The following is a 19532-nucleotide window of genomic DNA, read 5'->3' as shown; positions in this document are numbered from 1 at the left end:
TCAGCATTGGGGGCTGGTCGGTAAGTCTTTCCAAAAATTTCTATAATTACGGGGTTTTACTGTAACTGGAAGTGCACTGCCATGAAATGGGTTGTACTGGCAATCATTGCCGCCTGCGCGCTGTATGTGCATCTGCGAGGCAAGGTGCGCCACAAGTTTTTCCGGCAACTGTCCGATCACTCGACGTTCCTGGCACCGCTGAACGTGTTCATGTACGCGTTCTCGCGTGTGCCGACGACACCGTATCTGAAGACCGACAACTTTCCTGAGCTCGAGCCGTTGCGGCAGAACTGGGAAGCGATTCGTACCGAAGCGGTTGCCTTGCTCGATGCGAGCCGCATCAAAGCGTCCGACAAGTACGACGATGTCGGCTTCAATTCGTTTTTCAAGAGCGGCTGGAAGCGCTTTTACCTGAAGTGGTACGACAAGGCGCACCCTTCGGCATACGCGCTGTGCCCGGTGACGACCGAACTCGTGAGCAAGATCCCGGCGATCAAGGCGGCGATGTTTGCCGAACTGCCGCACGGCAGCCGCCTCGTGCGCCACCGCGATCCGTTCGCCGGGTCGCTGCGTTATCACCTGGGTCTCGTGACGCCGAACGACGATCGCTGCTACATCGACGTCGACGGTCAGCGATACAGCTGGCGCGATGGCAAAGCCGTGGTCTTCGACGAGACGTATATCCACTACGCCGAAAACCAGAGCGGTCAGAATCGGATCATTCTGTTCTGTGACGTCGAGCGCCCGATGAAGTACCGCTGGACGCAAGCCGTGAATCATTGGCTCGGCCGTCATCTCGTCGGTGCCGCGGCCTCGCCCAACGATGCCGGCGACCGCACCGGCGGGCTGAACAAGGCGTTCAAGTATATTTACTCGATCCGCATCGTCGGCAAGCGCCTCAAGGCGTGGAACCGCTACGTGTACTATGCGGTGAAGTGGGCGTTGTTCGGCGGCATTGCGCTGTGGATTTTCTGGTGATCGACGCCTTGGGAATATCGGCCGGAGGGGAAGGTTTTCCGAAGCCTCATCCTTGACGCCGGATGATTCGAGACACATTTGAATGCGGCGCCTGAGCGAAAGCCAGGCGCCGCGTCTTTGACGACGATGACGAACCAAACGCCTGCCGGGGAACCGCCTGCCGATCGCTACGCCGTGATCGGCCATCCTGTCGAACATAGCCAGTCGCCGTTCATTCACGCGGAGTTTGCGCGAGAGACGGGGCAGCACCTCACGTATGAGCGCCTGCTCTCACCTCTCGACGCGTTCGCGGCCACCGTGCGCGACTTCATCGCCAACGGCGCGCGCGGCGCGAACGTCACCGTTCCGTTCAAGCTCGAGGCGCACGCGCTCGCCGATCGCCTCACGGAGCGCGCGCAGGCCGCCGGCGCAGTCAACACGCTGGTGTTCGATGCGCAGGGCGTCACCGGAGACAACACCGACGGCGTCGGTCTCGTCCGCGATATCGAAGGTCCGCTCGGCGTGTCGCTCGCCGGCCGCCGCGTGTTGCTGCTCGGGGCAGGTGGGGCGTCGCGCGGGGCGATGCTGCCGTTGATCGAGGCGCGTCCGGCGGCGCTGTTCGTCGCCAATCGCACGGCCGCGCGTGCCGACGAACTGGTCGCGCGTTTTCATGATGCGGCAGCGCGTCACGGCGTATCGCTCACAGGCGGCGGCTGGGATGTCGTGCCTGCGGGGTTCGACGTCGTCATCAATGCGACGGCCGGCAGTCTGCAGGGCGATGTGCCGCCGCTGCCCGCCGGTGTCTATGCGGCGGGATCGCTCGCCTACGACATGATGTACGGTGCCCAGCCGACGGTATTCATGACGCACGCGCTGTCGGCCGGTGCGGGGAGGGCCGCCGACGGGCTCGGCATGCTCGTCGAGCAGGCGGCCGAAGCGTTCGCCGTGTGGCGTGGCGTGCGGCCGTCCACCGACGTCGTGCGCGCGGCGCTGCGTGCGCGACTTACCGCCAAAGGCTGACACCCGTCGATGGCTGCCACGCGTCGAGCTTCGCGTACGTCCTCCACGTCCCCCAAGTCGCGCAAGCGTCGCTGGGGACCGTGGCATTGGGCCGCCTATGTGGTCACGCTGCTGGTCGCGGGAGTGCTTGCCACCCAGCTCTACTATTTCCTGCAGATCGGCTGGTGGGTCAGGTTCAATCCGCAGTCCACGGCCTTCATGCGTGCTGCGCAAGCGCGTCTGCATGAGTCCGATCCGAAGGCGGTGCTCAAGCACGAGTGGGTGCCATATGACCAGATTTCGCGCAATCTCAAACGGGCGATCATCGCCAGTGAAGACGCGAACTTCGTCAATCACGACGGCTACGAGATCGACGCGATGCTCGGCGCGTGGGAGAAGAATCAGAAAAAGGGACGCATCGTCGCGGGCGGCTCGACCATCTCGCAGCAGCTGGCGAAAAACCTGTTTCTCTCCAGCGAGAAGAGCTATTTACGCAAGGTCGAGGAGTTGAGCATCACGTGGATGCTCGAATTCTGGATGGATAAGCAGCGGATCTTCGAGATCTATCTGAATTCGGTCGAATGGGGCGAAGGGGTCTTCGGCGCCGAGGCGGCCGCGCGCTATTACTACGGCATTCCTGCATCAAAGCTCTCCCCGTGGCAGGCCGCACGGCTGGCGGTGATGCTGCCGCGCCCGCGCTACTTCGATACGCATCGAAACTCACCCTATCTTTCGCAACGTGCCGGCGTCATTGCACGACGCATGGGCGCCGCCGAGTTACCGCAATAGGCGCGAGAAACAGGCAGCACAGGAAATCGACAATACAAGAAAAAAGGGCGGTCGATATCGATCGCACCGCCCAACGTGCCAACCCCGTGTTCTGCGCCACGTGGCGGCCTGGTAGACGAACTTCGTGAGGCTGCGCCGCGTGACCGGCGTCAGTGGCGCTGCGATGTCTCCGGAACGGGGGGCGGCGGCACGTGCATGACGGTGCGCGTCGGGTACGGCAGCGAGCAGCCCACGCCCTCGACCGTTTCCTTCACGCTGCGTTGCATATCCCAGTACAGGCTCCAGTAGTTCTCCCGTAGCGACCACACACGCACGTTCACGATCACGGCGCTGTCGCTCACCTGCTTGACCATGACCTCGGGTGCCGGCGTGTCGAGAACGCGTTTGTCGCCGGCCACGTGCGAGCGCAGGGCGTTCATGGCGGCGTCGAGATCGTCGTCGAGCGAAACACCCACGGTGATCTCCATGCGACGCGTGGCATTGCGACTGAAGTTCGTGATCGGTTGTCCCCAGATCTGGTTGTTCGGCACGCAAACATAAATGCCGTCGGCGTTGGTCAGCGAGGTCGTGAACAACCCGATCTCCTCGACGGTGCCCGCCACCGCCGAGCCGGCCGTGATGTAGTCGCCGTTACGGAAAGGGCGCAGGACGAGCAGCATCGTACCGGCGGCAATGTTCTGCAGCGTGCCCTGCAACGCGAGGCCGATGGCCAGGCCCGCGGCGCCAAGTACGGCGATGATGCTCGTCGTCTGCACGCCGAACTGTGCGAGCACCGCAATCACCGTAACGCCGCGTACCGCCCACAGCACGATCGACTCGATCAGTGGCTTGAGCGTGGCGTCGAAGTGTGGCGAGCGGCTGAGCGTTTTGTGCATGACGCGCGCGAGGCGCGATGCGATCCAGAAGCCGATCAGCAGAATCAGCACGGCCTGCACGAACGAGAGGCCGTAGCGCACCGCGTTGGCGGCGAGGAATCCCATCACGGTGTCGAAGGACACGAGCGGGGCCGTCACTTCTGTCATTTGAACTTCTCCCTGTTCATGCACGCCCGACGGCGGCGATATCAACGTTGACGCGAAGTGCGTAGATTTGGTTCTGCGCAGCTTGCCACCGTTCGCAATCGATGGTGCGGAATCCATTGATTTTGGGAATACTCCTACGTGAGTTTCCGACCTTGGCCGACAAGGGCAGTCCACGGGGGAGACGGGACGCGATGCGCAGGGCGGGGCTCCCGGTATGCCACCATTGGCGTGACTGTGGCGCGGCTGCTACACTTGGCGTCGCCGCGTAGCAGGGAGAACCTCGTTTGATCAATGCCTTCGTCATCCACCATGGCCGCCTGCAACAGGTGAGTTGTGACCAACCTAGCGACCTGACCAGTGTGTCACCGGTCTGGGTCGATTTGCACAGTGAATCGGAGGAGGAGCGCCGTTGGGTCGAGGAGGCCTATGGGGTCAAGCTGCCGTCGCGCGACGAAGTGACCGATATCGAGGCATCGGCGCGCTATTACGAGGACGATGGCGGCGTGCTGCACATCCGCACCGACTTCCTGCTCGACGACGAAGAGCAATCGCGCAACGTGCCGGTCGCGTTCGTGGTGCTTAAGGATCTGCTGATTTCCATCCACGACGAAGACCTGCCGGTGTTCCGCCTCGTGCGTATGCGTGCGCGTATTCGCCCCGGTTCGGTGCGCGATGCGATGGATGTGTTGCTCGACCTCTATTCGACCGACGCCGAGTATTCGGCCGACTCGCTCGAAGGGGTCTACGCGGCGCTGGAAGGGGTGAGCAAGCGTGTGCTCGGCAAGAACCTCAGCGATGCGGATGCGGCCAAGGCGCTCGAGAGCATTGCGGCCGAAGAGGACTTGAACGGGCGCATTCGCCGTAACGTGATGGACACGCGTCGTGCCGTGTCGTTTTTGATGCGCGCGCGCATGCTCAAGGACGAGCAGTACCAGGAAGGCAAGCAGATCCTGCGCGACATCGAGTCGCTCGACAATCACACGGCGTATCTGTTCGACAAGATCAACTTTCTGATGGACGCCACCATCGGCTTCATCAACATCAACCAGAACAAGATCATCAAGATCTTCTCGGTGGCCGCGGTCGCGTTTCTTCCGCCCACGCTTATCGCCAGTATCTACGGCATGAATTTCCAGATGATGCCGGAGTTGCAGTGGGAAGCGGGCTATCCGTTCGCCGTCGGGTTGATGATTCTCTCGGCCATCGCGCCGTTCCTGTATTTCCGGCATCGCGGCTGGCTCGACTGAGCGCTGTCCGAGGACTTCGGTGCGGCGGCGGCGGTCCCGCGACCGCCGAGCAGGTAAAATGACGGCCTTGCGGGGTCGCACCCGCCCAAATCACGCTGCGTCGGTTCACCGTCGCGGAACCCCGCTGGAACACCGTCATGACATTCACCGAAGCTCTCAACGCGGCCTGGACGCGCAACAATTCGCTGCTCTGTGTGGGTCTCGATCCCGAGCGGTCGCGCATTCCCGCTCACCTGCAAGGCAAGCCGGAGGCGATTTTCGAGTTCTGTCGCCAGATCGTCGATGCCACCGCACCATACGCGTGCGCGTTCAAGCCGCAAATTGCCTACTTTGCGGCGCATCGCGCCGAAGATCAGCTCGAGCGCCTGATTGCCCATATTCACGCCGACCATCCGGGCCTGCCGGTGATTCTGGACGCCAAGCGCGGCGACATCGGCAGCACCGCCGAGCAGTACGCGCGTGAGGCGTTCGAGCGCTACCGCGCCGACGCCGTGACGGTCAATCCTTACATGGGATTCGATTCGCTGGAGCCGTACCTGGCGCATGCCGACAAGGGGGTGATCGTGCTGTGCCGCACGTCGAATCCGGGCGGCAGCGATCTGCAGTTTCTCGACGTCGACGGCAAGCCGTTGTACCAGACGGTTGCGCGCCTCGCATCGGGACCCTGGAATACCAGCGGCCAGATCGGCTTGGTGGTCGGTGCGACGTTCCCGGCGGAAATCGCCACGGTACGCGGCATCGTCGGCGACATGCCGCTGTTGATCCCGGGGGTGGGGGCGCAGGGCGGCGACGTCGAGGCGACCGTGAAGGCTGGCCGCACCGGTAACGGCACGGGCATGATGATCAACTCGTCGCGCGCCATCATCTACGCCGGTCGCGACGAACAATTTGCAGCCGCGGCCGCCACGGCCGCACAGAAGACGCGCGACAGCATCAACGCCTATCGTTAAGCCGATTCCGCGGCGCTTCGGTGTATTGACGCTATCCGACAGGTGACGCCAGGCGCGGCCGTGATGAGCGCGCCAATCTTCCAAGGCCGCAGAGGCAGTGTCGAGATCAGCGGGAGCGGAGCCACGAAACAAGGCGAGGGAAGCAAGGTGGCAGAAGCGGGGCGGCGAACGCTTCGACGCAGCGCCGCGACGAGTCAGCCCTCCGCCCTGTCCAGCAGTTCGATGACGCCGCGCAGGGCGTGTTGCGCAGCCTGACTGCGCACTTGCGTGCGATCGCCCTTGAAGTGTCTGGTCTCGACAATGGTGGTCACGCGATTGCTCCACCCAAAGCAGACCATCCCCACGGGCTTGTCCGCCGTGCCGCCTCCAGGGCCGGCAACGCCGGTGATCGACACCGAAATCTGCGCGCGGCTGTTGAGCAGTGCGCCCTCGGCCATGGCACGCGCGACGGGTTCGCTCACCGCACCGTGCCTGTCGATCAACTCGGGCGGCACGCCGATCATTTCAGTCTTGGCTTGATTCGAGTACGTCACGAAGCCGCGCTCGAACCAGTTGCTGCTGCCCGAAATATCGGTGATCGCCGTGGCGACCAGGCCACCGGTGCACGACTCGGCGGTTGCGAGCATCAACCGTTCGTCACGCAAACGATTGCCAACCTTCACCGAGAGTTGGGTCAGGAGATTTTGTTCGGAAACCACGGGACGACACCTTCAAAAAGATCAGATCGAGCGCCACAGCGCGATGACGAGCAGCGTGCAGAACGCCGCAACGAGATCGTCGAGCATGATGCCCAGCCCGCCCTTCACGGTGCGGTCGAAGTAACGGATCGGCGGCGGCTTCACGGCATCGAAGAAACGGAAAAGCACGAAAGCCACCAACTGACCGACGAAGCTCGCCGGCGTAATCAGCAGCAGCACGATCCAGAAGGCGACGATTTCGTCCCACACCACGGCGCTCGGATCCTGCGTGCCGAGCTTGCGGGCGGTATAGCCGCAGATCCAGACGCCGCCGACCACGGAGGCCGCGATCAGCACGCCCCAGCCGCTGACCGTCAGATACAGATTGAGCACTAGATACGATGCCCAGCCGAATAACGTGCCAACGGTGCCCGGGGCGAAGGACGACAAGCCGGTGCCGAATCCGAGAGAAAACAGATGCGCGGGGTGCGATAGCAGGAACCGCGAGGTCGGCCGGCGCGGACCGCTGCCCGGATTGACCGCGGCCGGTTGATCAGTGCTCATTGGAAATGGTCGAAACTTTTGAAATCGGCAGCGACGCTCGCGCCGGTATTGTCTTGAAGTTGCAGCAACTGCTGACGAGCGTCGGGAACCGATATTGTACCGATACGCGTCACGCGCAGGCCGAGTTCGTGGCCGATGGCTTCGATACGCTCGCGTTGTGCGCTGTCGGCACAGAAGCACAATTGGTAATCGTCGCCGCCCGCCAGCGTGCAGAGGCGCTGTATCTCCGGTGCTTGCCGCGCCAGCAATTCCGAGCGCGGCAGGGCGTCGACATTCACTCGCGCCCCGACGCCCGAGCGCTCGAGAATGTGTCCGAGGTCGCCGAGGAGGCCGTCCGAGACATCGAGCGCAGCACGCGCCACGCCACGCAGCGCGAGGCCGAGCACGATCTGCGGCTCGGGCAGATCCATCGCACGCCGCGCCTGCGCGAGGTCGTCTCCCGTCAGTGGCCATTCGCCGCGCATCGCACCGAGTGCGAGCCGTGCGTCCCCCAGTTCGCCGGACACCCAGATGTCGTCGCCGGGCCGCGCCGCATCGCGTCGCAGCGCCTGCTCGCCGGGTACACTGCCGAAAATCGTCACACACAGATTGCGCGGACCGCGCGTGGTGTCGCCGCCGACGAGCGGGCACGCGTACCGATCGGCCAGTGCCGCCAGGCCTTCGGCGAAGGGACCGAGCCACGCGGGATCGCTGTCGGGGAGCGCAACTGCCAGCGTGAACCCGATCGGCTTCGCCCCCATCGCCGCCAGGTCCGACAGATTGACGGCAAGCGTCTTGTGGCCGAGTGCGCGCGGATCGGCATCCGGGAAGAAGTGTCGTCCCTCCACGAGCATGTCCGTCGAAATCGCCAATTGCTCGCCGGCGCCGGGCTGCAGCAATGCACAGTCGTCGCCGATGCCGAGTGCCACGTGTTCGGTCGGGCGCGTGGCATGGGCGAAGAAGCGGTCGATCAGCGAAAACTCGGAGAGTGGCGAAGGCGGCGAGGGCGGCGAAGAGGGCGTAGTCATGAGCGAAGGCTCGGTTGCTGGCCAGGACACAGCGATGCACGAAACTGGTGCAACGATGGATGCCGGCGCCGGCAATGAATGAAAGGGCCGCAGTATCGTGCAGCACGAAATCCTATTCTAAGAGGGTGGGGCGCTTTGCCCAAGCGAGAAACCACGTCGGGCAACGAAATCGGATGACGGATTATCGGGGATTCGGACAACACCTGAGCGTTGTTTCGCCAATAGACTGAAAAGTGGCCTCATGGTGCAATGCAACGTTGAATTTGCGCGATTTTTTGACGACGATCGGCACGGAGCGGGTGGAGCCCTTATCCGTTTTTTGCATAAATGACGTGAATAAATGGGGCTACAATTCGCACTGAAATTTTGCCCATTCCCGTTTGCCAAGAGCTTTTCCACATGCCCACGCCGATCGATCCGAAACTGCGCGAAGCTGCGCTCGAGTATCACGAATTCCCCACGCCCGGCAAAATCGCCATCGCGCCGACCAAGCAGTTGCTCAATCAGCGCGATCTGGCGTTGGCATACTCGCCGGGCGTCGCGGCGGCGTGCGAGGAGATCGTCGTGAACCCGCTCAATGCTTCGCGCTATACCGCGCGTGGCAATCTGGTCGGCGTGATCTCGAACGGCACGGCGGTGCTGGGCCTGGGCGACATCGGCCCGCTCGCGTCGAAACCGGTGATGGAAGGCAAGGGCGTGCTGTTCAAGAAGTTCGCCAATATCGACGTGTTCGATATCGAGATCGACGAGAAGGACCCGGAGAAGCTGGTCGACATCATCGCGGCGCTCGAACCGACCTTCGGCGCGATCAACCTCGAAGACATCAAGGCGCCGGAGTGTTTCATCGTCGAGCGCAAGCTGCGCGAACGCATGAAGATTCCGGTCTTCCATGACGATCAGCACGGCACGGCCATCGTGGTCGCCGCGGCGCTCATCAACGGTCTGAAGGTCGTGGGCAAGGATATCCAGTCCGTGAAGCTGGTCACGTCCGGGGCCGGCGCTGCCGCGCTCGCGTGCCTGGATCTGCTGGTGGACATGGGACTGCCCATTGAGAACATCTGGGTGACGGATCTGGCCGGCGTGGTGTACGAAGGCCGTACCGAACTGATGGATCCGGAGAAGATCCGCTTTGCACAGAAAACCGAAGCGCGCGGCCTGGCCGATGTGATCGGCGGCGCCGATGTTTTCCTTGGTCTGTCGGCGGCGGGCGTGCTCAAGCCGGAAATGGTCAAGACCATGGCCGACAAGCCGCTGATCTTTGCGCTGGCGAATCCGAATCCGGAAATCACGCCGGAGCTGGCGAAGGAAGTCCGTCCTGATTGCGTGATGGCGACCGGCCGCACCGACTATCCGAACCAGGTCAACAACGTCCTGTGCTTTCCGTTCATCTTCCGCGGTGCGATCGACGTCGGCGCCACGACGATCACGCGCTCGATGGAAATCGCCGCCGTGAACGCGCTGGCGGAACTGGCGCGTCAGGAGCAAAGCGACATCGTTGCGTCGGCCTACGGCATCAAGAATCTCTCGTTCGGCCCGGAATACCTGATTCCGAAGCCGTTCGATCCGCGTCTGCTGGTCAAGGTCGCCACCGCGGTGGCGGAAGCGGCGATGGCCGCCGGCGTGGCCACGCGTCCGCTCGCGGATGTCGACGCCTACAGCCAGTCGCTGCAGCAATTCGTGTATCACAGCGGCGGTCTGATGAAGCCATTGTTCTCGGTGGCGCGCAGCTTGCCCGCCGAAAGGAAGCGCATCGCGTTCGCCGAGGGCGAGGAAGAGCGTGTGCTGCGTGCCGTGCAAGTGCTGGTCGACGAGCGCGTGGCAACGCCGATTCTGGTCGGCCGCCCGGCAGTCATCGAACATCGCGTCCAGCAATACGGTTTGCGTCTCACGCCGGGTGTCGATTTCACCATCGTCAACCCGGAGCACGACGAACGCTACCGCGATTACTGGGAGACCTATCATCAGCTGACCAACCGCAAGGGGGTGACCGCCTCGTACGCGCGCGTCGAAATGCGCCGCCGCACGACGCTGATCGCCGCCATGCTGGTGCGCAAGGGCGAGGCGGACGGCATGATCTGCGGCACGGTCTCGACGCCGGGGCGTCACCTGCACTTCATCGACCGCGTGATCGGCAAACGGGCCGGAGGGCATGTCTACGGCGCGATGAATGCGCTGATTCTGCCGAATCGTCAGATATTCCTCGTCGATACCCATATCAACCAGGATCCCAGCGCGGAAGATCTGGCCGAAATCACGTTGATGGCGGCGGAAGAAATCCGCCGTTTCGGGATTCACCCGAAGGTGGCGCTGCTCTCGCACTCGAACTTCGGCACGAGTGACGCGAATTGCGCGCGCAAGATGCGCGAAACGCTGGCGATCCTGCAGGATCGCGCGCCCGAGTTGGAAGTGGACGGCGAAATGCATGGCGACTGCGCGCTCGACCCGGAACTGCGTGCACGCATCATGCCGGATTCGACGCTTACCGGCGCCGCCAACTTGCTGGTGATGCCGAACATCGATGCCGCGAACATTGCCTACAACCTGCTCAAGACGGCGGCCGGTAACAACGTGGCGATCGGTCCGATTCTGCTCGGCGCGGCCAAGCCGGTGCATATCCTGACCGAGTCGGCCACGGTGCGCCGCATCATCAACATGGCCGCCCTCGTGGTGGCCGATGCGGCGGCGCAACAAGAGGTTCACTGATCCGACGAACGGCTGTGGCGGTTCGCCGCTGTTCGGCGCACGTTAGCGACAAAACGCCGCCCTAATGGGGGCGGCGTTTCGCTATTGGAGCGTCGCAATTTCTGCGTCGTATATGCTCATGTGGGTGCTTACTGTCATGAAAAACGTTGTCTTTTCATGGTTTTATCGAGCGGTTTGGTTGCAAAATGTAAGCCGACATTGATTCTCTCGAGCAATAGCGATAATCTTACGGCTTCACCCACCAGAACGAGCCTGCAGCGCAAAGCCGCGCCGGGCGACAAGCTAGCTATGACAATGGCACGTTGGCTTCACCGGGGCATCGTGGCAGTGACGGCGGCGAGTAGCGTCATTCTGGCGGGCAATGTCGTGGCGCGCGAAACCGCGCCATTCGTCACGGATCAGACGGCAACGGTCACCGTTGCCGAGTTGCCCCGCGAAGCGCAGCGTACGCTGACGCTGATTGCTCAGGGTGGGCCGTTCCCTTATGCCAAGGATGGCATCGTGTTCGGGAACTACGAAAAGCGCCTGCCCAAAATGCCGCGCGGCTATTACCATGAATATACGGTGCCGACTCCCGGTGCCCACAATAGGGGCGCCAGGCGCATCATCTGTGGCGGCAACCAACGCGTGGTCGATCCGTGTTACTACACCCAAGATCACTACAACAGCTTTAGACGCATAAGGGAATGACAGCAGTATGAGTGAGCCGGTTTTCGCACAGGAACGCGGGAAAGATCTTATGGCAGATCCATTCGGTGCGGGCGAGGGCAACTTGTTCAAGCAGGTGCTGGGCCTGCATGCTGTAGCGCGGGCTGGCCGCCGCCATGCCTTATCGGAAGAGGGAGATATGAGTCTTTTCAAGACCGTCAGGCCGAATATCGTGCAGTCGATCCGTGCATTCCGCGTGCCGGAACTGGCCGCGGAGGCCGAGCGACTCGGACAGCATTTCCTGTACGCCAATTGTTCGCAGGCGCAGAGCAAGGCCGAGGTGCTGGAGACGATCGCGACATCGTTCCTTTTCCCCAAGCATTTCGGAAAGAACTACGACGCTTTGCACGATTGCCTGACCGATCTGGTCAGCCACTGCGGCCCGCAGCCAGGATTCGTCGTCGTGCTCGAAGGGCTGCCCGTCGTGACGAAGTTCGACAAGGACGGGCGTGAAACGCTGCTGGACGTTTTCCGCGATGCCGCTGAGTTCTGGGCCGAGCGCCGGGTTTCGTTCCGCGTCTTTTATTCGTTTGCGTAAGGCGCGGCATTGAATATCCATTGAATATCGCTTCGTGCCAGATCGCGGCGGATTCGCTGCGAGTTGACGGCAGAAGGCGATCGGAGCCGGCTCCGGTTCCCTATCACGACGTCCGCCACCAAGAAAAAAGGTCCGCCAAGCGGACCTTTTTCGTTTCGGTAGAGGTCGGGCTTACGTGCCGGTCCGTTCGCCGAGAAAATGCTGGGCGAGGCTCGCGAGATCGAGTTGCCCTTGCGGCACGTCGCCGTTCGGCGTGAGGTGATTGACGACTTCCGGAAGGAGCGACGACAACTGCTGGGCCGCTTCGTCCTGACTCACGCCTGCCGTATTCGCCAACTGCTGCAGTTGGCCACCGGGGCCGAGTGCCTGCGTTACCTGATCGGCAGAAACCGCTTGATTGGCACCCGTGCCGACCCAGGAACGCACCGCGTCGCCCAAGCCGCCGCTTTCCAGTACCTGCGTCAGACCGCCGAGGCCGCCAAGGGCGCCGATCAAGTCGCCCGGCGAGGTGGCCGGCGCGCCCGCACCAGTCTGCGGGGATTGTGCGCCGCCCAGCAAACCGCCCAACAGGCCGCCCAAGCCACCGGCGCCGGCTCCGCCGGCCGCAGCCCCGCCGCCCAGCATACCGCCGAGTGCGCCGCCCAGCGATCCGAGCAGTCCGCCGCCTTCGCCGTCCTGGCCTTGGGCGCTGCCCGAGCGACTGGCGATCATCGCCAGCAAGCCCATCAACAGCAACATTCTCGTGTTGCCGCCGCCGCTGTTGCCGCCCGCCGGGTTAGCGACGGCGCCACCGAGAATGGAATCGAGGATACCCATGACGATTACTCCTTTAGGCTTGTGAGGCCGTTTTCCTGATCATCCGTGCTTACCAACCGCCCCAGCGCGCGGCCAATGCAGCGAGTACCGCCATGCCCGCCGTTTCCGTCCGCAGGATACGCCCGCCCAGACGAATCGCCGTAAATCCGGCTTCCCGAGCGAGGGTTTCCTCCTGAGGTGCCAGCCCGCCCTCCGGGCCGAAGAGCAGCACGCCGGGCTGCGAAGGCGCTTGCGGGGGCAGCGTGTCGAAGCCTTCGTCTGCTCTAGGTGACAATAGCACACGCCACGCATAACTCGTAACCGTGTCCTGGTCCCGCAGCCACGTGGCGATGGGGCGGATAGGCAGGATGCGCGGCACGCGATTTCGGCCGCATTGTTCGCACGCGGCCTGTGCCAGCGCCTGCCAATGCGCAACGCGTTTCGCCGCTCTTTCCCCGTCAAGCCGAATGACGGAACGTTCCGTGGCGAGCGGCTGAATGTCGGCAACGCCCAGCTCGATCGCTTTCTCGATGAGCCAGTCCATCTTGTCGCCGCCCGCGATGCCCTGTGCCAACGTGATCCGGTACGGCGTTTCCGCTTCGCGGGGATCATGCCCGCCGAGTTGGGCGACGGCATGGCGCTTCTCCAGGCTCGTGAGCACCGCGGGAAACTCGCCGCCCATGCCGTTGAAGAACGTGAGGGGATCGCCGGCCTTCAGGCGCAGGACCTGCACATGCCGGACGACGGCTTCCGGAAGATCGAGCAGGGCGCCGGCGTGCAGTGGCGCGTCGATGAAAAAACGTGGCATAGAAGTGGAGGACGTTAAGCGCAAACGGTGGCGGTAGGGCGTCGCCGGGGATCGAAGCATACCGCAGTGTGTGGTACACGGCGTGCTCGGCACGGCCGCGAACGACCACCGCGAGGGATGGGGCCGTTACCTGGGCGTGAGAGGCGTGACCGGGCGCGCGAATCCCCAGCGATAGCCGTCGGGATCTTCCAACTGACAGAATCGGTCACCCCAGAACTGGTCGCTCGGCGGCATCAGGCCTTTTGCCCCTCCCGCCGTGGCCCGTGCATAGAGCGCGTCGACGTCTTCCGTATAGACATAGAAGCTCTGCGGAGCCTCTATGCCGGACGAGTGTGGTGAACGTGCGGTGCTGCCAAATGCGCCCTCGGGGGCGAACATCAGGATCAGTTGCCCTTGGTAGTACATTTCGACGTGCATGACGGCACCGTCGTCGTCCACCATGTCATGTACGGTGAAGCCGAATGCCTGCTCGTAGAATGCCGCCGCCGCTTTGGCGTCGCGTACGGTCAGATAAGGCGTCAACCACGGCACATGGGATGGGCGGGGATCGGACATGGCTCGGCTCCGTTAAGTCCGTCGCCCCGCAGCGTGTTGACGATCGCAGGTCGACGGTCATGACTCGCCCCCAATATACAAGGAACGCGTGAACGCTTCATCCGTTGCGTGTCATCCTGCCGACGTCGTAACGTCGTTTTCTCCGAGCACGGGCGCAAGTTCAGGCGCGATGTCGAACAGCGCGGCGTGCCTGTGGGGCGCGTAGTGACGCAGCTCCCGCAGGACCGGCGCGGCCACTGGCGGCACGGTGCCGAGGGCGTCGCGGATGTCGATGGCATCGCTTGCGTACGCAAGAGCCCATTGCGTGCCGTACAGCGGCACGTACGCGGTAATCGGTCGCACGTGCCGGAAGACACTGCGCAGGGCGCCGAGCACGCGCCGCACCTGCTCACCCTGAAACCAGGGCGAACCGAGTTGCAGGGCGAGCCCGCCTCGCGGGCCGAGTAATTGCCGGATCTTCGCGAAGAACGGCGCGTCGTGCAGCGTTGCGGCGTTGCCGTCGGCTTCCGTCAGGTCGAAGATCACGGCGTCGAAATATTCATTGCGAGAGAGGGCGGCGTCGACCAGATGGCGAGCGTCACCGATGACAAGGGTGGTGCGCGGATCGTCGAACGCACCGTCTGCCATGGCGGGCAGGTACTGCAGGATCGTCGCGGGCACCTGCGCATCGAGCTCGGCGACCACGACCTCGCGCACGCCGGGGTGGCGCAGCGCTTCGCGCGCCGAGCCGCCATCGCCGCCGCCCAGGATGAGCACGCGCTGCGCCGCGCCGTGCGCGAGCAACAACGGATGGGTCATGAGTTCGTGGCAGATGTGGCCGTCGGCGAGCGATGCCATGAAGCGATCGTCGAGCCGGTAGGCGCGGCCGAGCGGGCCGAATGCGGGCAGATCGACGACTTCGATCCGCTGATGATTCGACGTCGTGGCGAACACTGTGCGTCCGCTGAACGTGTAGGTCGCCGCTGGCCCAAGCGGGGCATTGAAAGACCGTGGTGGGTTCGGCGGCGTGTTGCCGGAATCCTTTGGAGTGACGTCGCGTTTGGCTGGCATTGGCAAGGCAACTTCCTCTAATTCGTGGCGAACGGGCCACTTCTCCGCATGATTCCACGTTCCCGTGGGCTGGGGAAATTCGGTACAAACGACACGGGCGAGTGCCGCATCTGGTAAAATCTTGGTCTTTTCCCGCATTTGAATTTCGCGCGGCAGCTCGCGGCAACGGGGCACGCCCGCTCTTCCGGCTGGTCACCATGACGAACTCCTCTCCTGCAACGGCTGCGCTGATGGCCTCCGCCATTCGCGTCCTCTCCATGGACGCGGTCCAACAGGCCAACTCCGGTCACCCTGGCGCGCCGATGGGCATGGCCGATATCGCGGTCGCGCTCTGGGGGCGTCACCTCAAGCACAACCCCGTCAATCCGCATTGGCCCGATCGCGATCGCTTCGTGCTGTCGAACGGCCATGGCTCGATGCTCATCTATTCGCTGCTGCATCTGACAGGCTACGATCTGCCGATCGAAGAACTCAAGCACTTCCGTCAATTGCACAGCAAGACACCGGGGCACCCCGAAGTGGGTATCACGCCGGGCGTCGAGACGACCACCGGCCCGCTGGGCCAGGGCATCACCAACGCCGTGGGCTTCGCGCTTGCGGAAGCGTTGCTGGCCAAGGAATTCAACCGCCCGGGCAACAAGATCGTCGATCACTACACGTACGCCTTCCTCGGCGACGGTTGCCTGATGGAAGGCATCTCGCACGAAGCCTGCTCGCTTGCGGGGACGCTGCGTCTGAACAAGCTCATCGCACTTTACGACGACAACGGCATTTCGATCGATGGCGACGTGGAGTACTGGTTCGCCGACGACACGCCGAAGCGTTTCGAAGCTTACGGCTGGAACGTGATTCGCGGCATTGACGGCCATGACGCCGATGCCGTCGACGCCGCCATCGCGAAGGCCAAGACGTCGGATCGTCCGACGCTCATCTGCTGCAAGACGCTGATCGGCAAGGGCGCACCGAACAAGCAAGGCGGTCACGACGTGCATGGCGCGCCGCTGGGGGCCGACGAAATCGCCGCCACGCGCGCCGCACTGGGCTGGAAACTGCCCCCGTTCGAAGTGCCGGCCGAAGTCTACGCGGCATGGGATGCGAAGGCCGCGGGTCAACAGGCTGAAGCGCAGTGGAACGAGCGTTTTGCCGCATATCGCAGTCAGTTCCCGACCGAAGCCACCGAGTTCGAGCGCCGCATGAAGGGTGAACTGCCGGGCGACTTCAAGTTGGCCGCGGCGGCTCTGATCGCCAGGACCAACGAAAAGGCGGAGACAGTGGCCACGCGCAAGGCGTCGCAACTCGCCATCGAAGGTCTTGCCGCGGTGCTGCCCGAGTTCCTCGGCGGTTCGGCCGACCTGACCGGCTCGAACCTCACGAACTGGAAGGCCAGCAAGGCCGTGCGAGCGAACGCCGAGGGCGTGCAGTTCGGCAACCACATCAACTACGGTGTGCGCGAGTTCGGCATGAGCGCCATCATGAATGGTATTGCGCTGCACGGCGGTTACATTCCGTTCGGTGGTACGTTCCTGACGTTCTCCGACTACAGCCGAAATGCGCTGCGTATGGCGGCGCTCATGAAGCTGCGCTCGATCTTCGTGTTCACGCACGACTCGATCGGCCTGGGCGAAGACGGCCCGACGCACCAGTCCATCGAGCATGTGTCGAGCCTGCGCCTGATTCCGCAGATGGACGTATGGCGTCCGTGCGATACGACGGAAACCGCAGCGGCCTGGGTTGCAGCCGTGGAGCGTCACGACGGTCCGTCGAGCCTCGTTCTCAGCCGCCAGAACCTGCCGTTCGTCTCGCGTGACGATGCGCAGATCGCGGACATTCGCCGAGGCGGCTACGTGCTGCGCGACGTTGCGAAACCGCAAGTTGTGCTGATCGCGACCGGTTCGGAAATGGATCTGGCCCTCAAGGGCGCCGAAGTTCTGGCTGCCGAGGGGATCGCGGCGCGTGTCGTGTCCATGCCGTCGACCAATGTGTTCGATCGCCAGGACGAGGCTTATCGCGAGAGCGTGCTGCCGCGCGGCGTGCCGCGAGTGGCGATCGAAGCCGGTGTGACGGCGTTCTGGCACAAGTACGTCGGCCTGGAAGGCCGCGTGGTCGGCATCGACACCTTCGGCGAGTCGGCTCCGGCCGGCGTGCTGTTCAAACACTTCGGCTTCACCGTCGACCACGTGGTCGCGACGGTCAAGTCCGTGCTTGGCTGATTTCGTTAGACCTTACGGAGAAACCCCCATGACCATTCGCGTCGCTATCAACGGCTATGGCCGTATCGGCCGCAACGTTCTGCGTGCCCACTACGAAGGTGGCAAGAAGCACGACATCGAAATCGTCGCCATCAACGATCTCGGCAATGCGCAGACGAACGCTCACCTGACGCAATACGACACGGCCCACGGCAAGTTCCCGGGCACGGTGTCGGTCGACGGCGATTTCATGATCGTCAACGGCGACAAGATCCGCGTGCTGGCCAACCGCAATCCGGCGGAACTGCCGTGGGGCGAGCTGGGTGTGGACGTCGTGCTCGAGTGCACGGGCTTCTTCACGTCGAAGGAAAAGGCCAGTGCGCACCTGAAGGGCGGCGCCAAGAAGGTCATCATCTCGGCCCCGGGCGGCAAGGATGTGGACGCCACGATCGTGTTCGGCGTGAACGAAGGCGTGCTCAAGTCGACCGACACGGTCATCTCGAACGCTTCGTGCACCACGAACTGCCTGGCACCGCTCGTCAAGCCGCTGCACGAGAAGATCGGTCTGGAAACGGGTCTGATGACCACCGTTCACGCTTACACGAACGACCAGGTGTTGACTGACGTCTATCACGAAGACCTGCGTCGCGCCCGTTCGGCCACGATGAGCATGATCCCGACGAAGACGGGCGCGGCTTCGGCCGTCGGTCTGGTGCTGCCGGAATTGAACGGCAAGCTGGACGGCTATGCCATCCGTGTTCCGACGATCAACGTGTCGATCGTTGACCTGTCGTTCGTTGCCAAACGCGATACGACGGTGGACGAAGTCAACGCGATCCTGAAAGAAGCCGCCGAAGGTCCGCTGAAGGCCATCGCCACGTACAACACGGCGCCGCTGGTGTCGATCGACTTCAACCACAACCCGGCGTCGTCGAACTTCGACGGCACGCTGACCAAGGTGTCGGGTCGTCTGGTGAAGGTGAACTCGTGGTACGACAACGAGTGGGGCTTCTCGAACCGCATGCTCGACACGACCGTCGCGCTGATGTCGGCCAAGTAAGCGCCGCAGCGACACTCAGTCGCTGATGCGAAAAAAGCCGCTGTTGTGAGACAGCGGCTTTTTGTTTGGTAATTCCCACCCAAACCGGACCAGAGTTACCCTGGTCCGACGATGAAACGATGTCCTGAGTGTTCCGCGAGCAGGCCCTACAAACTGTCCGATGGACGGCTCAAGTGCCGTGCCTGCGGCAAGCGATTCAGTTGGACCTCTGTTTGGGATTCGGTGCGTCTGAGCAGTCGCGAGAAGACGCGCTTGCTGGAGTTGTTTGTACTGGGAGTGCCGGTGTATCGGCAGCGTTTTGATCGGTCGGTCAGCGCCAAATCGCGCGAGCGTTTCTACCGGCTAGTCCGTGCCTGCATGGCTCAGCAGGAGCAGTTGCGTGAGCCGTTCGCCGGAGCCCTGGAATGCGACGAAACCACGTTTGGCGGGGCTCGGCACGGCAAACGGGGCTGGGGGGCTGCGGGCAAGGTGGTGGTCTTCGGCATTGTGAAACGCAACGGCGAAGTGAAGGCCGCGCCGATTGCCCAGCACGACCAAGCTGCCATCATGGAGCAGATCCAAGCTCACACCCGCGAGGGTTCGCTGTACTACACCGATGCTTGGCAGGCCTATGCCACCTTGAGGTTACGAGGCGGGCATGTCGTGGTGCGCAAGGAGAAGGGCAAGCCAGTTGGCAGGGACCATATCAACGGCATCGAAGGCTTCTGGAGCTACGCCAAGAATTGGCTCTATCCGTACCGCGGCGTACCCAGCAAATTCTTCCATCTTTATTTGGCTGAAACGTGCTACCGATTCAACCACCGAGATGAGGACCTGACACCCTTGCTGCGTAAGCTTATGCAGGCAACTCCTACCCTTGAAATTCAACCCATTTTGGTCCGGTCTGGGTAGGAATTACCTTTTGTTTTGACGCG

The 19532-nt window shown here is 63.0% G+C and carries 19 protein-coding genes; 11 read left to right on the top strand and 8 right to left on the bottom strand.

Annotated features, from left to right (window positions below; translation table 11 throughout):
• Positions 1 to 81 precede the first annotated feature (81 nt).
• From lpxO to mtgA, 3 genes are all read left to right on the top strand, one after another.
• Positions 82 to 978, top strand: coding sequence for a lipid A hydroxylase LpxO (lpxO, locus tag RO07_RS22205; RefSeq protein ID WP_039405873.1), 897 nt, complete (start codon positions 82 to 84; stop codon positions 976 to 978).
• A gap of 126 nt (positions 979 to 1104) precedes the next feature.
• On the top strand, positions 1105 to 1977 hold the full coding sequence (aroE, locus tag RO07_RS22200; protein ID WP_039405870.1) for a shikimate dehydrogenase: 873 nt from the start codon (positions 1105 to 1107) through the stop codon (positions 1975 to 1977).
• A gap of 9 nt (positions 1978 to 1986) precedes the next feature.
• Positions 1987 to 2745 carry a monofunctional biosynthetic peptidoglycan transglycosylase gene (gene mtgA / locus RO07_RS22195; protein ID WP_039405867.1) on the top strand — a complete coding sequence of 253 codons (759 nt, stop codon included), beginning with the start codon at positions 1987 to 1989 and terminating at the stop codon, positions 2743 to 2745.
• A 149-nt stretch (positions 2746 to 2894) separates the two neighbouring features.
• Here the strand turns inward: mtgA and RO07_RS22190 are convergent, their stop codons facing one another.
• Entirely contained in the window at positions 2895 to 3767 is an 873-nt protein-coding gene (locus RO07_RS22190) for a mechanosensitive ion channel family protein (protein WP_039405864.1), read from the bottom strand.
• A gap of 284 nt (positions 3768 to 4051) precedes the next feature.
• Between RO07_RS22190 and corA the strand changes: the two genes are divergently transcribed.
• Entirely contained in the window at positions 4052 to 5014 is a 963-nt protein-coding gene (gene corA, locus RO07_RS22185; RefSeq protein WP_039405861.1) for a magnesium/cobalt transporter CorA, read from the top strand.
• A 137-nt stretch (positions 5015 to 5151) separates the two neighbouring features.
• Complete coding sequence (gene pyrF / locus RO07_RS22180) at positions 5152 to 5964, top strand: orotidine-5'-phosphate decarboxylase (RefSeq protein ID WP_039405859.1); 813 nt, start codon at positions 5152 to 5154, stop codon at positions 5962 to 5964.
• Positions 5965 to 6158: 194 nt separating this feature from the next.
• On the opposite strand, the gene RO07_RS22175 is transcribed toward pyrF, so the two are convergent.
• The 3 genes from RO07_RS22175 to thiL are packed head-to-tail and all read right to left on the bottom strand — an operon-like array spanning position 6159 to position 8212.
• Positions 6159 to 6662: a CinA family protein gene (locus tag RO07_RS22175; protein WP_039405857.1), complete on the bottom strand. Its 504-nt coding sequence runs from the start codon at positions 6660 to 6662 to the stop codon at positions 6159 to 6161.
• Between the two features lie 21 nt (positions 6663 to 6683).
• Positions 6684 to 7205, bottom strand: coding sequence for a phosphatidylglycerophosphatase A family protein (locus tag RO07_RS22170; RefSeq protein ID WP_039405855.1), 522 nt, complete (start codon positions 7203 to 7205; stop codon positions 6684 to 6686).
• The gene (thiL, locus tag RO07_RS22165; RefSeq protein ID WP_052266805.1) at positions 7202 to 8212 is read right to left on the bottom strand and encodes a thiamine-phosphate kinase; all 1011 of its coding nucleotides are present in this window, start codon (positions 8210 to 8212) and stop codon (positions 7202 to 7204) included. Before thiL ends, RO07_RS22170 begins: the two co-directional genes overlap by 4 nt.
• Before the next feature lie 399 nt (positions 8213 to 8611).
• Between thiL and RO07_RS22160 the strand changes: the two genes are divergently transcribed.
• From RO07_RS22160 to RO07_RS22150, 3 genes are all read left to right on the top strand, one after another.
• Positions 8612 to 10915 (top strand): NADP-dependent malic enzyme, encoded by a 2304-nt coding sequence (locus RO07_RS22160; RefSeq protein WP_039405853.1) that lies wholly within the window; start codon positions 8612 to 8614, stop codon positions 10913 to 10915.
• A 288-nt stretch (positions 10916 to 11203) separates the two neighbouring features.
• A complete protein-coding gene (locus RO07_RS22155) occupies positions 11204 to 11605 on the top strand; it encodes a guanyl-specific ribonuclease (RefSeq protein ID WP_115089027.1) in 402 nt (133 codons plus the stop codon).
• A gap of 49 nt (positions 11606 to 11654) precedes the next feature.
• The gene (locus tag RO07_RS22150) at positions 11655 to 12161 is read left to right on the top strand and encodes a barstar family protein (RefSeq protein ID WP_370749881.1); all 507 of its coding nucleotides are present in this window, start codon (positions 11655 to 11657) and stop codon (positions 12159 to 12161) included.
• 171 nt (positions 12162 to 12332) lie between these two features.
• On the opposite strand, the gene RO07_RS22145 is transcribed toward RO07_RS22150, so the two are convergent.
• The 4 genes from RO07_RS22145 to RO07_RS22130 all read right to left on the bottom strand — a co-directional run bounded on the left by RO07_RS22145 (position 12333) and on the right by RO07_RS22130 (position 15507).
• Positions 12333 to 12977 carry a YidB family protein gene (locus tag RO07_RS22145; RefSeq protein ID WP_039405846.1) on the bottom strand — a complete coding sequence of 215 codons (645 nt, stop codon included), beginning with the start codon at positions 12975 to 12977 and terminating at the stop codon, positions 12333 to 12335.
• A gap of 49 nt (positions 12978 to 13026) precedes the next feature.
• Entirely contained in the window at positions 13027 to 13764 is a 738-nt protein-coding gene (locus tag RO07_RS22140; RefSeq protein WP_039405843.1) for a 16S rRNA (uracil(1498)-N(3))-methyltransferase, read from the bottom strand.
• 126 nt (positions 13765 to 13890) lie between these two features.
• The gene (locus RO07_RS22135; protein WP_039405840.1) at positions 13891 to 14319 is read right to left on the bottom strand and encodes a VOC family protein; all 429 of its coding nucleotides are present in this window, start codon (positions 14317 to 14319) and stop codon (positions 13891 to 13893) included.
• A gap of 111 nt (positions 14320 to 14430) precedes the next feature.
• The gene (locus RO07_RS22130) at positions 14431 to 15507 is read right to left on the bottom strand and encodes a spermine/spermidine synthase domain-containing protein (RefSeq protein ID WP_084072757.1); all 1077 of its coding nucleotides are present in this window, start codon (positions 15505 to 15507) and stop codon (positions 14431 to 14433) included.
• A 59-nt stretch (positions 15508 to 15566) separates the two neighbouring features.
• Between RO07_RS22130 and tkt the strand changes: the two genes are divergently transcribed.
• The 3 genes from tkt to RO07_RS22115 all read left to right on the top strand — a co-directional run bounded on the left by tkt (position 15567) and on the right by RO07_RS22115 (position 19509).
• Positions 15567 to 17579, top strand: coding sequence for a transketolase (gene tkt, locus RO07_RS22125; protein ID WP_052266802.1), 2013 nt, complete (start codon positions 15567 to 15569; stop codon positions 17577 to 17579).
• A 28-nt stretch (positions 17580 to 17607) separates the two neighbouring features.
• Positions 17608 to 18618 (top strand): type I glyceraldehyde-3-phosphate dehydrogenase, encoded by a 1011-nt coding sequence (gene gap, locus RO07_RS22120; RefSeq protein ID WP_039405834.1) that lies wholly within the window; start codon positions 17608 to 17610, stop codon positions 18616 to 18618.
• Positions 18619 to 18729: 111 nt separating this feature from the next.
• Entirely contained in the window at positions 18730 to 19509 is a 780-nt protein-coding gene (locus RO07_RS22115; RefSeq protein ID WP_425325271.1) for an IS1595 family transposase, read from the top strand.
• The last annotated feature ends 23 nt before the right edge of the window (positions 19510 to 19532 follow it).

The sequence above is a fragment of the Pandoraea pulmonicola genome (assembly GCF_000815105.2).
GTDB lineage: Bacteria > Pseudomonadota > Gammaproteobacteria > Burkholderiales > Burkholderiaceae > Pandoraea > Pandoraea pulmonicola.
Note: the sequence above shows the minus strand (reverse complement) of the source record. Positions and strands in the feature narration are given on the sequence as shown.

What these genes read in the sequence shown, in the direction of transcription:
- lpxO (WP_039405873.1), top strand. Translation starts at nt 82, where the DNA reads ATGAAATGGGTTGTACTGGCAATCATTGCCGCCTGCGCGCTGTATGTG.
- aroE (WP_039405870.1), top strand. Translation starts at nt 1,105, where the DNA reads ATGACGAACCAAACGCCTGCCGGGGAACCGCCTGCCGATCGCTACGCC.
- mtgA (WP_039405867.1), top strand. Translation starts at nt 1,987, where the DNA reads ATGGCTGCCACGCGTCGAGCTTCGCGTACGTCCTCCACGTCCCCCAAG.
- RO07_RS22190 (WP_039405864.1), bottom strand. Translation starts at nt 3,767, where the DNA reads ATGACAGAAGTGACGGCCCCGCTCGTGTCCTTCGACACCGTGATGGGA.
- pyrF (WP_039405859.1), top strand. Translation starts at nt 5,152, where the DNA reads ATGACATTCACCGAAGCTCTCAACGCGGCCTGGACGCGCAACAATTCG.
- RO07_RS22170 (WP_039405855.1), bottom strand. Translation starts at nt 7,205, where the DNA reads ATGAGCACTGATCAACCGGCCGCGGTCAATCCGGGCAGCGGTCCGCGC.
- thiL (WP_052266805.1), bottom strand. Translation starts at nt 8,212, where the DNA reads ATGACTACGCCCTCTTCGCCGCCCTCGCCGCCTTCGCCACTCTCCGAG.
- RO07_RS22160 (WP_039405853.1), top strand. Translation starts at nt 8,612, where the DNA reads ATGCCCACGCCGATCGATCCGAAACTGCGCGAAGCTGCGCTCGAGTAT.
- RO07_RS22155 (WP_115089027.1), top strand. Translation starts at nt 11,204, where the DNA reads ATGACAATGGCACGTTGGCTTCACCGGGGCATCGTGGCAGTGACGGCG.
- RO07_RS22150 (WP_370749881.1), top strand. Translation starts at nt 11,655, where the DNA reads ATGGCAGATCCATTCGGTGCGGGCGAGGGCAACTTGTTCAAGCAGGTG.
- RO07_RS22145 (WP_039405846.1), bottom strand. Translation starts at nt 12,977, where the DNA reads ATGGGTATCCTCGATTCCATTCTCGGTGGCGCCGTCGCTAACCCGGCG.
- RO07_RS22140 (WP_039405843.1), bottom strand. Translation starts at nt 13,764, where the DNA reads ATGCCACGTTTTTTCATCGACGCGCCACTGCACGCCGGCGCCCTGCTC.
- RO07_RS22135 (WP_039405840.1), bottom strand. Translation starts at nt 14,319, where the DNA reads ATGTCCGATCCCCGCCCATCCCATGTGCCGTGGTTGACGCCTTATCTG.
- RO07_RS22130 (WP_084072757.1), bottom strand. Translation starts at nt 15,507, where the DNA reads ATGCGGGAAAAGACCAAGATTTTACCAGATGCGGCACTCGCCCGTGTC.
- tkt (WP_052266802.1), top strand. Translation starts at nt 15,567, where the DNA reads ATGACGAACTCCTCTCCTGCAACGGCTGCGCTGATGGCCTCCGCCATT.
- gap (WP_039405834.1), top strand. Translation starts at nt 17,608, where the DNA reads ATGACCATTCGCGTCGCTATCAACGGCTATGGCCGTATCGGCCGCAAC.
- RO07_RS22115 (WP_425325271.1), top strand. Translation starts at nt 18,730, where the DNA reads ATGAAACGATGTCCTGAGTGTTCCGCGAGCAGGCCCTACAAACTGTCC.